This is a genomic window from Aeriscardovia aeriphila, assembly GCF_002259595.1.
GTDB classification, from domain to species: Bacteria; Actinomycetota; Actinomycetes; order Actinomycetales; family Bifidobacteriaceae; genus Aeriscardovia; species Aeriscardovia aeriphila.
The window spans coordinates 735,813-750,425 of sequence record NZ_MWWU01000002.1; the positions used below are offsets into that span (position 1 = coordinate 735,813).

General features: G+C 56.3%; 10 protein-coding genes and 1 pseudogene. 1 reads left to right on the plus strand and 10 read right to left on the minus strand.

What is annotated here, in order from left to right; genetic code table 11:
- Positions 1 to 51: 51 nt before the first annotated feature.
- Positions 52 to 2,964: pseudogene (infB, locus tag AEAE_RS04130) on the minus strand (translation initiation factor IF-2); the annotation flags it as partial.
- Positions 2,965 to 3,207: 243 nt separating this feature from the next.
- Positions 3,208 to 4,260, minus strand: a complete 1,053-nt coding sequence (gene nusA, locus AEAE_RS04135) for a transcription termination factor NusA (protein WP_094689854.1) — start codon at positions 4,258 to 4,260, stop codon at positions 3,208 to 3,210.
- A 125-nt stretch (positions 4,261 to 4,385) separates the two neighbouring features.
- Here nusA and AEAE_RS04140 point away from each other — a divergent pair, with 125 nt between their 5' ends.
- The gene (locus AEAE_RS04140) at positions 4,386 to 5,312 is read left to right on the plus strand and encodes a hypothetical protein (RefSeq protein WP_094689855.1); all 927 of its coding nucleotides are present in this window, start codon (positions 4,386 to 4,388) and stop codon (positions 5,310 to 5,312) included.
- 94 nt (positions 5,313 to 5,406) lie between these two features.
- On the opposite strand, the gene AEAE_RS04145 is transcribed toward AEAE_RS04140, so the two are convergent.
- The 8 genes from AEAE_RS04145 to AEAE_RS04180 all read right to left on the minus strand — a co-directional run bounded on the left by AEAE_RS04145 (position 5,407) and on the right by AEAE_RS04180 (position 14,577).
- Positions 5,407 to 7,254 (minus strand): proline--tRNA ligase, encoded by a 1,848-nt coding sequence (locus AEAE_RS04145; protein ID WP_094689856.1) that lies wholly within the window; start codon positions 7,252 to 7,254, stop codon positions 5,407 to 5,409.
- A gap of 45 nt (positions 7,255 to 7,299) precedes the next feature.
- Entirely contained in the window at positions 7,300 to 8,958 is a 1,659-nt protein-coding gene (locus tag AEAE_RS04150) for a PIF1 family DEAD/DEAH box helicase (RefSeq protein WP_094689857.1), read from the minus strand.
- A gap of 50 nt (positions 8,959 to 9,008) precedes the next feature.
- Positions 9,009 to 9,704, minus strand: coding sequence for an oligoribonuclease (gene orn / locus AEAE_RS04155; RefSeq protein WP_094689858.1), 696 nt, complete (start codon positions 9,702 to 9,704; stop codon positions 9,009 to 9,011).
- Between the two features lie 51 nt (positions 9,705 to 9,755).
- Positions 9,756 to 10,295, minus strand: coding sequence for a hypothetical protein (locus AEAE_RS04160; protein WP_094689859.1), 540 nt, complete (start codon positions 10,293 to 10,295; stop codon positions 9,756 to 9,758).
- Between the two features lie 277 nt (positions 10,296 to 10,572).
- Complete coding sequence (gene guaB / locus AEAE_RS04165) at positions 10,573 to 12,117, minus strand: IMP dehydrogenase (RefSeq protein WP_094689860.1); 1,545 nt, start codon at positions 12,115 to 12,117, stop codon at positions 10,573 to 10,575.
- Between the two features lie 72 nt (positions 12,118 to 12,189).
- Positions 12,190 to 12,825: a 3'-5' exonuclease gene (locus AEAE_RS04170; protein ID WP_094689861.1), complete on the minus strand. Its 636-nt coding sequence runs from the start codon at positions 12,823 to 12,825 to the stop codon at positions 12,190 to 12,192.
- A gap of 14 nt (positions 12,826 to 12,839) precedes the next feature.
- Entirely contained in the window at positions 12,840 to 13,442 is a 603-nt protein-coding gene (locus AEAE_RS04175) for a Cg1360 family ATP-synthase-associated protein (protein WP_094689862.1), read from the minus strand.
- The gene (locus AEAE_RS04180; protein WP_094689863.1) at positions 13,435 to 14,577 is read right to left on the minus strand and encodes an MraY family glycosyltransferase; all 1,143 of its coding nucleotides are present in this window, start codon (positions 14,575 to 14,577) and stop codon (positions 13,435 to 13,437) included. The genes AEAE_RS04175 and AEAE_RS04180 overlap by 8 nt, the downstream gene beginning before the upstream one ends.
- Positions 14,578 to 14,613 lie beyond the last annotated feature (36 nt).

Here is a 14,613-nt window from a genome sequence, read left to right on the forward strand (position 1 = left end):
CTTCTTGGCTTCCTGAGCTTGCATCTTGGCCTTCTCATTGGCCACGACCTGAGCACGTGGAATCTCACGGTCTTCGTAGGTCTCGATGATGTCGCCCTCTTGGATGTCGTTGAAGCTACCCAAGTTGATACCGGCTTCGAAGCCCTGCTTGACTTCGTTGACGTCGTCCTTGAAGCGGCGCAGCGAGGTGATGGTCAGGTCGTTGACGGTGACCACACCATTGCGGGTGATGCGAGCCTTGGTGTTGCGCTTGACCACACCATCGAGAACCATCACACCAGCAATATTGCCGAACTTAGAGGAGCGGAAGATCTCGCGAATCTCGGAGTGAGAAGTCGTAGCCTCTTCGAAGACGGGCTTGAGCATGCCTTCCAAGGAGCTCTGAATTTCTTCCACGGCCTGGTAGATGACGGAGTAGAACTTGATTTCCACACCCTCTTGCTCTGCCAGCTGTGCGACATTGCGGTTTGGACGCACGTCGAAGCCCAAGATGACAGCCTTATCGACTGCTGCAAGGTTGACGTCGTTCTGGGTGATGGCACCGACACCGCGGTGGATGACCTGAACTCCGACCTCGTTGGACACCTTGATCTTCATGAGCTCGTCTTCCAGGGCCTCGACAGAACCCGAAGAGTCGCCCTTGATGACGAGGTTCAACATGTCGACTTCGCTCTTCTTGAACTGTTCGTTCAAGCTCTCGAGAGAAACGACCTTGTGGCGCTTGGCCTGCTGGGCTGCACGACGGACGGCTTCACGCTTTTCAGCAATCTGGCGAGCAGAACGGTCGTCAGGTGCGACCAAGAACAGGTCGCCTGCGCTTGGAACGGAGGTCAAGCCGAGCACCTGAACTGGGGTGGATGGCTTCGCTTCCTGCAAGGAGTGACCGTTCTCGTCCATCATGGCGCGAACTCGACCGTATGCAGTACCGACCACGATTGGGTCGCCCACATGCAAGGTGCCTTCCTGAACGATGATGGAAGCCACTGCACCACGGCCCTTATCCAAACGAGCCTCGATGGTGGCACCACGTGCTGGCATATTCGGGTCAGCACTCAGGTCCAAGGATGCGTCAGCGGTGAGCAGGACGTCTTCGAGCAAGGTGTCGATATTTGTACCCTGCTTTGCGGAGATATCCACGAACATGGTGTCGCCGCCGTACTCTTCTGGCACGAGGCCAAATTCCATGAGCTGGCTGCGCACCTTCTCTGGGTTAGCGCCTGGCACATCGATCTTGTTGACGGCCACGACGATCGGCACGTGAGCTGCCTGAGCGTGGTTCAAAGCTTCCACGGTCTGTGGCATCACGCCGTCGTTAGCAGCGACAACGAGGATGACGATATCGGTAATTTCAGCACCGCGCGCACGCATAGCTGTGAAGGCTTCGTGGCCTGGGGTATCCAGGAAAGTGATGCGACGCTTTTCACCGTTGAGGTTGACGGACACCTGGTAAGCGCCGATGCGCTGGGTGATGCCGCCAGCCTCGTGGGCGGAAACGTTGGTCTTACGGATGGTGTCGAGCAAGCGAGTCTTACCGTGGTCGACATGGCCCATCACGGTCACGACTGGTGGGCGTGGCACGAGATTATCAGCGTTGTCATGATCCATTTCCTTATCCAGATCAATGTCGAACTGCTGAAGAATCTCCTTATCCTCTTCCTCAGAGGAGACCACCTGAATGGTGTAGCCGATCTCTTCACCCAGAATCTGGAAGGTGTCAGCATCCAAGGACTGGTTTGCCGTTGCCATCTGACCCAAGTGGAAGAGCACGGTGACCAAAGCTGCTGGGTCAACGTGAATGCGCTCAGCCAAGTCGGCAAGCGAGGCACCTTGGCGCAGGCGAATCACTTCGCCGTGGCCGTTAGCGATCCTCACGCCACCGATCTTTGGTGCGTGCATCTCCTCCTGATATTCCTTCTGCTTCTCCATCCTCGACTTACGAGCGCGAGAAGAGCGGGAACCCTGATGGCCGAATGCACCTGCGGTACCGCGGGAGTTCGGGCCACCGCGGTGGAAGCCACCGCGACCGCCCTGGTTAGAGTTCGGGCTGGATGGTGCGCCGGCAGAGACGTTGCGACCCCACTTGTTCTCACCTGCTGGTGCAGAAGTGTTGCGCGTGAAGCGGTTACCGCGACCACCGCGACCGCCACCACGACGAGAGTTGCCATTTGCTGGGCCGTTCTGGGAGTTGTTAGCCGAGCCAGGACGGGAGAATGGGCGTGGACGAGGGATGTCGGCTGGAGTTGGGAAATGCATACCCTGATGGGAGGTGTATGGGTTGTTTCCTGGACGTGGACCACCCTGGCGTGGACCTGGCTTTGCCAAGGTACGTGCTGGGCGCTCGCCACGCTCTTCAAAGCGACGGCCACCGCGCTCATTACGCTCATTACGATCGAAGTTGCGTTCACCGCGCTCGCCGTGCTCACCACGACGTGGGCGGCGCTCACCGCGGTCCTCGAAGCGACGGCCACCGCGCTCATTGCGATCATTGTGCTCGCCACCGCGCTCAAAGCGCTCAGAACGGTCGGAGCGAGAGTGCTCGGAACGGCGAGAATCATGCTCTTTATGCGAATTGTGACGGTCCAAGCTTGCTGGGCTCACGAACATACCCGGGTTCGGAGTTGGTGCAGAACCGGAAGTATGAGCAGCTGGCGTTGCCGAGGTGTGCTCGGAGGAGCCAGCATGAGCCGAAGCAGGTGTTGCTGGACGTGCAGCAGGGCGTGGGCCTGGCTTAACACCAGCAGCCGCGCTGGCGCCAGTGCGAGGAGCGCTCGGTGCTGGCTTGTGGGATGGAGCAGGGCTTGCCTGCTGTGAAGTGAAGGCCATTTGCAGCTTGTGCACAACGGGAGCTTCGACTGTGGAAGATGCGGATTTCACGAACTCGCCCATATCCTTGAGCTTGTTGAGAACATCCTTGCTACTGACGTTGAATTGCTTCGCCAACTCGTAGACGCGTGCTTTTGGCACTCAAACTCCGTTTCCGGACCACGCAAGCTGGCGTGGCCCACTTATCTTCTCTTACTTTTTCCTCTGGTGACGCTTGTTGAGCGTTTCATAGTGTGACCATGGCTGTTTTCAACCTCATCCCACATGTTCGAAATCGGACGGGTAAGCGCAGGCTTGCCCGTGTGCAAGCATAGCGCATCACCTCAACTGCTCTCCTCAGAGCATGAGGCAATGCGCTCGGCTGAGCAAAGTTCACCTCACAGTTCAGCGCTGGCTGAAATCGTGATGTGCGGTTTCGCCCTGAGCCAACTGAGCGGCATGCTTTTCAGCAGACTCCACACCGATCTTCCAACCGGTGAGCTTGGCTGCCAAACGAGCATTCTGGCCTTCCTTACCAATGGCAAGCGAAAGCTGAGAATCAGGAACAAAGGCGATGGCCGTCTCATTCTTCAAGCTCACGACTTCCACAGAGGTGGCGTGAGCTGGCGAGAGAGCCGCAGCGACGAACTTGGCTGGATCCTTCGACCAATCGACAATGTCAATCTTCTCGCCACCCAAGTTGTCCATCACCGCACGCACGCGCTGACCAGCAGGGCCAATCAAAGCACCCTTCGGGTTCACGCCATTTTGATTAGCACGAACGGCAACCTTCGAACGGGCACCAGCCTCGCGAGAAATAGCCATGATGGAGACTGCGCCAGAAGTGAGCTCTGGGACTTCACGTTCGAAGAGCAGGCGGACCAGTTCTGGGTGAGAGCGAGAAACGACGATCTCGGGGCCCTTCAGGCCGCGGTTGACAGAGACGACGTAGACGCGCAGACGCTGGCCGTGACGGTAATGCTCGCCAGGAACCTGTTCGCGCTTCGGCAGCAGAGCCTCGACGTCACCGACGCGAATATGAACGTTGTAATCGTCCTCGTCATCTTGCTGGACGATGCCGGAAATCAGCTTGCCCTTCTGGCCAGCGAAAGCGCCAAACACCTTCTCGTCAGCAGCCTGACGGAACACTTGGCGAATAATCTGACGGGCAGCCATAGCAGCCTGACGGCCGAAATCATGAGGGGTATCGTCGTATTCTTCACCCAACAGTGGTGCTGGATGCGGGTTATCTTCGGTTGGCTCCTGGGGGATTGCCTTACGAGCCCACACCGTGAAAGTGCCAGCGCGCTCGTCCAAAACGACGCGAGCATGCTGCTGAGCACCGGGAGTCTTCAAGTACGCGAGAAGGAGAGCCTCCTCGAGAGCAGAATTCAGTTTTTCAGGGTCAACACCATTCTGTACCGCAAGCTCGCGGATATCCGCCAAATCCAGTTCCATACCTCTGCCTCTCCTCTTCTTCAGTTCTGATGTTCACTTATACGTATACGTTTGCTTGAATTATACCGACGCCGTCCTTTGGCCAAAGGCTGGAACGTCGTATTCACCGGCTATTGTACGGTTTCATGCAGACTTATCACTTCGCGCATCGCTTCTCTCGTCGCCTCGCTCTCGCTAGCGCGCTGGCCGTGGTGGTGATGGGGTCTGTTGGTACGCCTGGCCTGGCAATGGCCGATACTGCAAATGCTGCACATTCGAACTCGGCGGCCGCACATTCTAATTCTCCTTCTCACCCGACGCCCGCATGGCGAACCGGCTTCTTCCCGCGCAACACTTCTGCTCTTCTCGCCTCTTCTCGCGCTTTTGCCCTGCTCAGCACCTGCACCTCGCACTGTGGGCAGGCAAGCTTGCAAGCGGCGGCTCTGCTGGCAGCTTTACCCGATTTTTCTCTCGAAGACGGCACCGTGCGTACTCGCGCTCTTCGTACGCTCGACTCTCGCTTTTCCCAGATTATCAGCCCGGATGTTATCAACACAGCAGAGAGTGCCAGCAGTGATAATCTCAAGGGCTCCCAGCAGGCGTCAGCGGTGCAAACTTCCGGCTCCGCTGAGCTCTCCACCCGTCTGCCCCGCCACCTTGCTGGAGCTTTTGCAGCTAGTTACGACAGACTCGCCATGGCGCAAAAGTACCTGATTATCCGTCATTCGCACGTTGAGCTGAAGCAAGATATGCTCCTCAACGTACAGGCTAGTGAAATGTTCGCCGCGCCGTTTGCCCAGGCCAATGAGGCGGATCCGCGCGAAAAAGCATACAATTGGGCTCCTCTCGCCTCCAATCCGGCAACTGTGGTCGACAAGGCGACCGGCCTGCCCGCCCCTACCCTGGCCGTTTTGTACATGGATGCGGCCCTTGAACAGGCTCACACTCTCGAAGAAACGCCCCAGATTACCAGTCTGAGTAACTCAGATCGCGTTTTGCTGCTGTCGAGTGTGACTCGTCTCGCGCTTCGCGCTTACCAGCTGGGCTATCCGCTCATCCTCACCGCGAACTGAGCAGGAAATAAAAAAGCTGATATGCCCGAAGGCATATCAGCATGCGCAGTGATAATCCTCAGCAAGGCGCTGAGCTACAACTCGCCAGCAGCGTTCACTCGCCAGCAGCTGCATCCAGCTCAGCAAGCTGCTCGACCACCATCTTTCGCAAGGTTTCAGCAGCCTGATCAGCAGGAACCTGCAGGGACTCACCAGTGTGACGGTTACGAACCTCAATGGTACCGTCATTGCTGAAGCCGCGACCCACCACGGCGATCAGCGGAACACCGATAAGCTCAGCATCCTTGAACTTCACACCAGCGCCAACCTTCTCACGGTCGTCGAAGAGAACTTCAACACCGTTACGAGAAAGCTCAGCAACCAGCTTTTCCGCCTCAGCGCTCAATTCGTCACCCTTACCAGCGATGACGACGTGAACCTGAGCTGGAGCAACGCTCATTGGCCATGCCAAGCCCTGCTCATCGTGATGGAACTCGGCGATGCAAGCCAAAGTGCGGGACACGCCAATGCCATAGGAACCCATCCACACGGGCTGAGTCTTGCCGTTCTGGTTGAGAACGGAGAAGCCCAGAGCGTTGGTGTACTTGAGACCGAGCTGGAACACCTGGCCGATCTCGACACCACGCTCGAAGGAGAGCGGGCCGGAGCCATCTGGCGACATATCGCCTTCGCGAACGCGCAGAGCTTCCACCACGCCGTCGGCTTCGAAGTCACGGCCGTAGACGAGGTTGACGTAATCCACGCCGTTCTTGTCAGCGCCGGTGTACCAGACAGAGCCGCGGGCAATATGGGCATCGACGAAGTAACGAACGGCAGAATCAGAAGCACCGTCAGCAGCCTGACGAGCCTGAGGGCCAAGCGCCTTTGGACCAATGAAGCCCAACACGAGCTCAGGGTGCTTCTTCAAGTCCTCTTCGCTCGCCTCTTCCACCTCGCAGGGGCTGAAGGCAGCTTCGAGGCGCTTCGTATCCACTTCGCGGTCGCCAGGAACACCGACCACCACGACCTCGCGCCACGCTTCCTTGTGCTCGCTATCGGCAGGGTGAATCAAAGTGACGGCAACATTCTTCAAAATGTCAGAAGCAGCCCACTCACGGCCATCTTCACGAGCAAACTGAGCGTTGGCAACCTCCACCATCTTGTCGATGGACTTGGCTTGGCCAACCTCCACCTCACTGGCGGCGGGAGTCGAGCTAAAATCAACAGGCTCTGGGGTTGGAGTGCTCAAAGCCTCCACATTCCACGTGTTACCCGCTGGGGAGAGCGCGTAAGTGTCCTCACCGATCGGAAGTGGAGCCTGGAATTCCTCAGAAGCAGAGCCACCCATTGGGCCAGAGAAGGACTTGACGATGACGTACTTCACGCCCACACGCTTGTACACGCGCTCGTAAGCGTCGCGCTGCTTGACGTACTCCTGCTTCAAGCCGTCCTCGTCGAGGGTGAAGGAATAAGCGTCCTTCATGATGAACTCGCGGCCACGGATCAGGCCTGCGCGAGGGCGTGCCTCATCGCGGTACTTGGTCTGAATCTGGTAAAGAACGACAGGAAGGTCCTTGTACGAGGAGTAATAGTTCTTGGCCAGAAGGGTGAACATTTCCTCGTGGGTTGGTGCCAGAAGGTAGTCGGCACCGTGGCGATCCTTGAGCTTGAAGATGTTCTCGCCGTACTCTTCCCAACGGTGAGTCACCTCATAAGGCTCTTTTGGCAGCAGGGCTGGCAGGTGCACTTCCTGAGCGCCGGCAGTTGCCATTTCTTCGCGAATAATATTTTCCAGCTTGTTCAAAACGCGCAAGCCGAGAGGCAGCCAGGTGAAAATACCGGGGGCTTCCTTCTTCAAATAGCCGGCGCGAACCAGCAGCTTGGCGGAGTCAATATCCTCATCTGCTGGGTCGTTGCGCATGGTGCGAACGAACAAATTCGACATTCTGAGAGCTTGTGTCATGGCGTCTACCTTATTACAACCTCTCAACCCAGTGGCCCAAGATTATCAGAACCACATATCGTCGTCATGGAAATTGGAGAAGAAAGGCGTGTTCCACCAGGAGTCGTCCTCGTCGAGATCAGGCATGGACGTGCTCTGTGTTTTCGGCGCTGGTTTGAGCTCATCGTCGCTGGTTTGTGTGGCTGTTTGTGTGGCGCCGAATTGTGCCTGCTGTGCAGGTGCGGCGCAATTGTGCGGCGTGGAAGTCACAGCGTAATTCAACGACGGAGAAGTGCCAGCTGCATTATTTCCATGGCCGCTAGCTTTGCTACCGCCCTCCAGCGCGAAAGGTGAGAACTCATCAAAGCTCGGCTGATGCAGTTTCGCCACAGCGAGCACACCCTGATGATGCAGATCCTGTTCCAGCTGCTCGGAATCGCGAATCAGAGCACTGTTAATCTTGAGCGCTTCGGGAGAAACACGGTAAGCGGTGTCGTTGACTCCCTCCAAATAGAGCCCTGCCAAGCTCGTGAGGCGAGAGAGGGCGACGTAACCCATGCCGTTAGTGAAGGAGCGTGACAGATCAGCCTCCTCGGCATCGAGAGTCATGCCCTGCGACTTGTGGATCGTGATAGCCCAAGCCAAGCGCAGAGGTACCTGCTGCATGAAGGCCATCTCCGTGCCATTATCCTCAAGCTTCCAATCGCGAGGCTGCATAGCCACCGTATTACCATTGTCAAACTTGACGATAGGCAAACCCATGTCCTCTTCAGGCAAGAAGTCGACAACGCGACCCAGAGAACCGTTGAAGTAGCGGCCTTCCGGGTCATTCCATAGAGCCATCACATGAGCGTCGTACTTGAGCTCCAACTGGTGAGGAGCTAAAACGTTTTTCTCCAGCTTGACCAAAGAATTGATATCACCCCTCGTGAAAGCCGTAAAGAAGTGCGACTCGTGGAAGAGGTCGTTCAAGCGGTCCTGGTTGATCTTGTCAACCTGCGCGTTGTGCGGGTAGAGGTGAATGACGGTTTCCGAGGCGGAAGGCCTCTTGCCCATACGAGATTGCAGCTCGCGCCGGTCGGCCACGCTCACCTGGTCGTTTCGAATGTCGGTGAGAATGTCGAGAAGCTCGCCGTCGTCTTGGCGGTGCTGCTCGGTGATGTAACAGGTGCGGAATTTCGCGGTTTCCCAGGCGAAGGAATCCGTCATGAAGCCGTCGGGGTTCTTGCCGTGCGCGAGGTATTCTTTCTCTACTTCTTCGACGCGAGGGTCGGGAGCTTCCAAGCCTTTGCGAGTGACAGGCGGGAGCTGGAAGAGGTCGCCAGCGAGAATGACTTGCAGGCCGCCGAAAGCGCGTGCATCTGAGCGGATTTTGCGGCAAACTTCATCCACCATGTCCACAACGGAGGCTTTGAGCATGGAAATCTCGTCGATGACGAGAATATCCGTACTGCGGATTGCTTGTGCGCGACGGCCACGAATTTCCGAGAGCTTTCTGGGCGTGAGCACCTGGGAAACGCCAATTCCTGCCCATGCGTGAACCGTCATGCCATCGAGGTGAGTGGCGGCTATGCCTGTCGAGGCAGTGACAGCGACGTTTTTGCCGTGTTTGCGTGCCCAAGTGATGAACTGGTTGAGAACATAAGTTTTTCCAGCGCCTGGCGCTCCAGTAATGAAAACAGAAAGGCCGGCTTTCATCAGTTCAAGCGCGTCGTGTTGCTTCATAGCACCTTCTCTCAGACGCTGGAATCACTTCAGTTCGGCTTGTGGTGAGCTCAGTAGTCGAGCTTCGACTCTCCCGACTTGTCAGCAAGCACCCGACCATGGCCCTCATATTGACGCAACAGAGAGGTTGCCTCCACATGCTCGCAGATTTTCTTCGCTTCCTCAGTGTCGGGGCCAGGAACAGGCTTGAACATCACTTCACGGTAGAAGCGCAGCTCGTCGATAGATTCGATGATGTCACCCAACGAGCGGTCCTGGCCATACTTTCCTGGACGTTCCACGAATGCTGCCGGGTACCAGCGACGGCACAGCTCCTTGAAGCTGGACACATCAATAGAGCGATAGTGCAATTGACTCATCAGGTTGGGCATGAAGTGGTCAAGGAACTTCTTATCCGAGCCAATGGTGTTACCAGCCAGGTGGGCTTTACCTTCAGCAGGCAGATATGGCTGAATGTAGTCGATGACCTGCTTCTCAGCCTCCTGGTAGCTCACGCCATGCTTCATCTTTTCCATCAGGCCGTTTTCCGTGTGCATATTGCGCACGAAATCATTCATCTGCTCCAAAGCTGCATCGCTTGGCTTGATGACGATGTCAATACCCTCGTCGAGCACGTTGAGATCGAAATCAGTAGGGACCACGGCAATCTCACACAGCTCGTCGTGGAACACATCAAGGCCCGTCATCTCACAGTCGATCCACAAAAGTCTCGATTCTTGAGAGCTAAAGGTCTGAAAATCTGCCATTACCAATGCCTTTCTTCATAACAGATCAGGACAGAACTTATCACCATAATATTAGCGGCGGACGTGATGATCCGCATTTTCTAACGCTTCCAGCGTCAACTGTTCAGCCCGGCTCGCAACCATATGAGAAGTGGCAAACAGCGCAAGGGCAAGAACCAGGAAGATTATCACCACGAAAATCGCCTCTAACTGCGGCCAAAACACCACGCGAATCAGTGTAATGAGCACCGCCAGGCTGCTCGCAATACCCATGCGTCGAATATTTCTCGACACGCGCAGCGAAATAGGCTTGTCGAGCACGACACGTTCCACCACGTCGAGTTCGGCCAGAATCCACACTCCCAGCAGGGACATGCTCATCATGTACGCCGGACCGGAGAGCATGTAGAGCTTGTCCGTGCGATAGCCGTCGTGGAAAGCGAGCTGTAAGGCGCGAGAATACTGAGGAGCAGCCAGAATAAAGATTGCCAGAATCACCATCAGCACCCACCCGGCAATGCGGGCTGTCTGCACGAAGTTCTTCGCTTTTTCACGGTGCGCTGCAATCCGCTCTTCGGCTTGTGCCCTGCGGTTTTCTTCCAGCGTGCTCATAAGCCTCCCTGGCAATCTCAGTGAACTGACAACAGTATCAGCGAACTGGCAATCTCAATAAACTCCTTCAACGCTAGCACGCGAGAGCCTCAGAATTCCCAGCGCGCCAGCAAGTTTTGCGCCGAGAGTTGAGGTTGCCGCCAGTTTGAGACCACCAACTCTCCGCGCCAGCTTGCGTCCACCAGCTTGCGCATACAAAAAGGGCTTGACCCTCACAAGCCAAGCCCTCACAACAACGCCGTCACAGCGAGCTGTTCAGAAACGTGCAGCGAACCACTCAGTCAGCGTTGTGGAAGCCAGTGTAGTTTGGAGCCTCACGAGTCATGACGATGTCATGTGGGTGAGATTCGCGCAAACCAGCGTCAGTGATGCGAATGAAGCGAGCCTTCTCCTGCAGCTCTGGGATGGTGCGGGAGCCCGTGTAGAACATGGACTGGTGCAAGCCACCGACCAGCTGGTAGAGGACAGCCTTGAGTGGGCCGCGATAAGCAACCTCGCCCTCGACGCCTTCTGGAACGACCTTGTCGTTACTCTTCACATCAGCCTGGAAGTAACGATCCTTGGAGTAGGACTTCTTACCACGAGGAGCCATAGCAGCCAGCGAGCCCATGCCGCGGTACACCTTGTACTGCTTGCCGTGCAGAAGAACTTTCTGGCCAGGAGCTTCCTCGCAACCAGCGAGCAAGCCGCCCAGCATGACGGTGTCAGCACCAGCGCCGATTGCCTTAGCGATATCGCCGGAGTAGTGAATACCACCATCAGCAATGCACGGAACGCCAGCAGCCTTGCATGCCAAAGCTGCTTCATACGTTGCGGTGAGCTGTGGAACACCAACACCAGCAACCACGCGGGTGGTGCAGATGGAGCCTGGACCCACACCCACCTTCACCGCGTCAGCGCCAGCATCGATAAGAGCCTGAGCACCTTCGCGGGTGGCGATGTTACCGCCGATGATGTCAACATCCTTGAATGCCGGATCCTTCTTGATGCGGGCGACCATTTCGAGCATGAGCTTGGTGTGGCCGTGCGCGGTGTCGACGACGAGAACGTCAACGCCAGCATCGCGCAGAGCGCAAGCGCGCTCCCAAGCGTCGCCGAAGAAGCCGATTGCGGCTGCCACGCGCAGGCGGCCCTGGCCATCCTTGGTGGCCATGGGGTACTGCTCCGTCTTGACGAAGTCCTTGACGGTGATCAGGCCGGTCAGACGGCCAGAGTGGTCGACCAAAGGCAACTTCTCCACCTTGTACTTGGCGAGAAGGGCGTGAGCATCTGCCTTGGTAATATCGGATGGGCCGGTGATCAGGTGATCCTTGGTCATGACGTCGGAAACGTGGAGGGTCGGGTAATCATCCGACTCGATGAAACGCATGTCGCGGTTAGTGATGATGCCGATGAGGTGCTCATCCTCGTCCACGACTGGCAGACCGGACACCTTGTAGGTGGCACACAGCTTGTCGAGCTGTTCCAAGGTTGCGTCAGCACGAATGGTGAGCGGGTCGGTGATCATGCCGGACTCGGAGCGCTTGACGATGTCAACCTGGCTGGCCTGGTCATTAATGGAAAGATTGCGGTGAAGCACGCCGATGCCGCCGTTGCGAGCCATAGCGATTGCCATGCTCGATTCGGTAACGGTATCCATGGCAGCCGAAATAACCGGAACCTTAAGGCTGATATTTCGGGTCAAACGTGCGGTGGTGTCCACCTCGGATGGAATGACGTCGGACTCATTTGGCAGGAGCAGGACGTCGTCATATGCCAAGCCGATAGATGCGAACTTTGGCGGGAGTGGTTGATATTGCGATTCATTCACATTGGAAGCCATATGCCAAAAGTACTCACAGCGCTTGACAGGTGTTTCTCGCTGTGGGTTAAAATTTTGAATTTCTTGAGATTATCACCGCGCTTGAAGCATCGCTTCGAGCAAGTTATACACGTCCAGCGTGTCCTTGGCATCGGAGAGCGCCCGATGTTTTTCCACCCTGGTAATCCCGAGCCGTATCATGACGTCTTGGAGGCGGTGGCGCCTTTCTTGCGGGAATTTATCGCGCGAAATCAGCATCGTGTCGATCAGCTTGTTGGTGACGCTTGGCAACAGGAATCGCTCGGCTGCGGCTTGCAAAAAGCTTTGGTCAAAGCTCACATTGTGGCCCAGAAGAGGCCTGTTGCCCAGCAGTTTCCGCACTGTAGGGAAAACCTCGCCCAATGTTGGCTGGTTGACGAGGTCACTATCGCTGATGTGCGTGAGCTGGACGATGACCGGCGCAAGATTAACACCGGGGTAAATCAGCTGCGAGTATTCGTCGACAATTTTCCCGTCAATCACCTTGGCCATGCCGATGTCGATAATCTCGCACTCTTCGGGTTTAAGGCCGGTGGTTTCGAGGTCGAGTGCGATGAGGTCAGCGTCCGACCAATCGAGGCTCTTGGGTGCAATATTGCCCAGCTCGTCTGCTGCAAGGCCTGAAAGTTGAGCTTGTTGTTCACCCTGCTGTACTGGTTCCTGCTGTGCCTGTTGTGATGTCGTGCTCATATCTGTTCCCTCGCTCACGCCTTATGCTCATCCTGGTGACGCTGATCTTGTGCCAGCCCTGAACCGCTGTGATGCGATTTCTTGTTCACCGATTTCTTGTTCTGTGATTTTTTATTCTGAGGCTGGCTGGGCTTGTCAAAGGTCAAGCCGGCCACAAGCTCCGCACCCAAAATCAGAACAGCGCCGACGAACACTGACCACACAAAGATCGTGTGGTCGTAGAAGTTCAAATCTCCCAAAATCAGCAGTGTGCCGAAGAGGATGACAAGTTTGAAAATCCAGTTGACCATGGTGGCCATCGTAAAAGTACGCATCGGGTTTTGCGCGCGCTTCAGCCCCGGCATATGAGAGGTCACCCAAAAAGCCACAGGAGTACTCAAGCAAAAGATCACTACCACCACAACGGCGAGCACAATAGCCCACACGTGTGGTGCTCCCCCAATCACGGCTCCGGCAATCACTTCCGCCAGAGTGAACAACGAGAGCAGCGGACGGGTTATGTGCAAAACTGCTGCCACATACCTGTCCATCATGTCGGCGTTCTTGGGCCGATCATTCAAAATCGCTTCGAGCTCAACGTCGCGCTGTTGGCTCTCATCGTTTGTGACATCACTCATCGCGACCTCCAATATGCTGGCCTGCTTGCGCGTGAGCGCGAATCTCTGCCAAACGGCGACGATAATGCGGAGCCATCGTCGCCACCGTCAACACTGGCACGACGACACAAGCCACAATGAAAATCTCCCAGAGCGGGACAAAAAGCGTGGAAATAGCGCCAAAGGAAATGAGGGCAGCCCAGCCCCACAAAATCGCAACGGCGCCACGAATCGAATGGCCAATGCGGATCATGCGATGATGCAAGTGCATGCGGTCAGGGTGCATCGGCGACTGGCCCTTCGCCAAACGGCGAGTAATAGCTAGGCACATGTCGAGCACGGGGATGAAAAGCACCAAGATTGGCAGAATGAGTGGCATGAAGATCGGCAAATACGTCGAGCTCGTCATCGTTGCCGGGTCGAGGTGGCCGGTGAGAACAATCGAAGCCACGGTCAGCAAATAGCCCAAGAGCATGGAGCCTGAATCACCCATGAAGAGTTTGGCTGGATGCCAGTTTTCCATGAGGAAGCCCACGCAAATACCCACCAAACACACATCCACCAAAATGGCCATGGAAGCGTAGCTCGGCTGAGTTCGGGCCAAAATATACGAATACGCGGCAAACGCGATACCGCCGATCGCGCAAATTCCTGCGGCGAGGCCGTCCAAACCATCTACAAAGTTGACAGCATTAATCGACGCCACAATCAAAAAGGCCGTCACCGCCATGGAAACCGAGGGGCTTGCCGTAATCAGCGAATGTCCCCACGGCAGCGAAACGATTTGCACGCCCTGCCAGGAGACGAAAACAGAGATGAGAATCTGGCCGGACATTTTGAGCATCCAGTCCAAATCCCAAATATCGTCGCACACACCGAGCAGGCAGATTGCTACTGCGCCGACAAGAATAACCCAGGCTTGGTGGGAATTGCGGAAAAGTCCGCCGATCCACGGCATACGGGAGGCGAAGAGGAAAGCGATGATGAAACCGAAGAGCATGCCTACTCCGCCCATGCGCGGGGTGGGGACGCGGTGAACGTCACGTTTGCGAATTTCGCCCACAGCGCCCATATCGATGGCGAGATGCCTGATCAGCGGGGTCACCAAATAGGTTGCCGCTGCTGCAATCGCTGCGATCAGAAGGTAAACGCGCATAACACCGCCTTTGCTAGTACTTCTTCGATGCTAGCT

Excerpts from the sequence above, each read along its gene's own strand:
- nusA (WP_094689854.1), bottom strand. The coding sequence starts at position 4,260 with ATGGAACTGGATTTGGCGGATATCCGCGAGCTTGCGGTACAGAATGGT.
- AEAE_RS04140 (WP_094689855.1), top strand. The coding sequence starts at position 4,386 with ATGCAGACTTATCACTTCGCGCATCGCTTCTCTCGTCGCCTCGCTCTC.
- AEAE_RS04145 (WP_094689856.1), bottom strand. The coding sequence starts at position 7,254 with ATGACACAAGCTCTCAGAATGTCGAATTTGTTCGTTCGCACCATGCGC.
- AEAE_RS04150 (WP_094689857.1), bottom strand. The coding sequence starts at position 8,958 with ATGAAGCAACACGACGCGCTTGAACTGATGAAAGCCGGCCTTTCTGTT.
- orn (WP_094689858.1), bottom strand. The coding sequence starts at position 9,704 with ATGGCAGATTTTCAGACCTTTAGCTCTCAAGAATCGAGACTTTTGTGG.
- AEAE_RS04160 (WP_094689859.1), bottom strand. The coding sequence starts at position 10,295 with ATGAGCACGCTGGAAGAAAACCGCAGGGCACAAGCCGAAGAGCGGATT.
- guaB (WP_094689860.1), bottom strand. The coding sequence starts at position 12,117 with ATGGCTTCCAATGTGAATGAATCGCAATATCAACCACTCCCGCCAAAG.
- AEAE_RS04170 (WP_094689861.1), bottom strand. The coding sequence starts at position 12,825 with ATGAGCACGACATCACAACAGGCACAGCAGGAACCAGTACAGCAGGGT.
- AEAE_RS04175 (WP_094689862.1), bottom strand. The coding sequence starts at position 13,442 with ATGAGTGATGTCACAAACGATGAGAGCCAACAGCGCGACGTTGAGCTC.
- AEAE_RS04180 (WP_094689863.1), bottom strand. The coding sequence starts at position 14,577 with ATGCGCGTTTACCTTCTGATCGCAGCGATTGCAGCAGCGGCAACCTAT.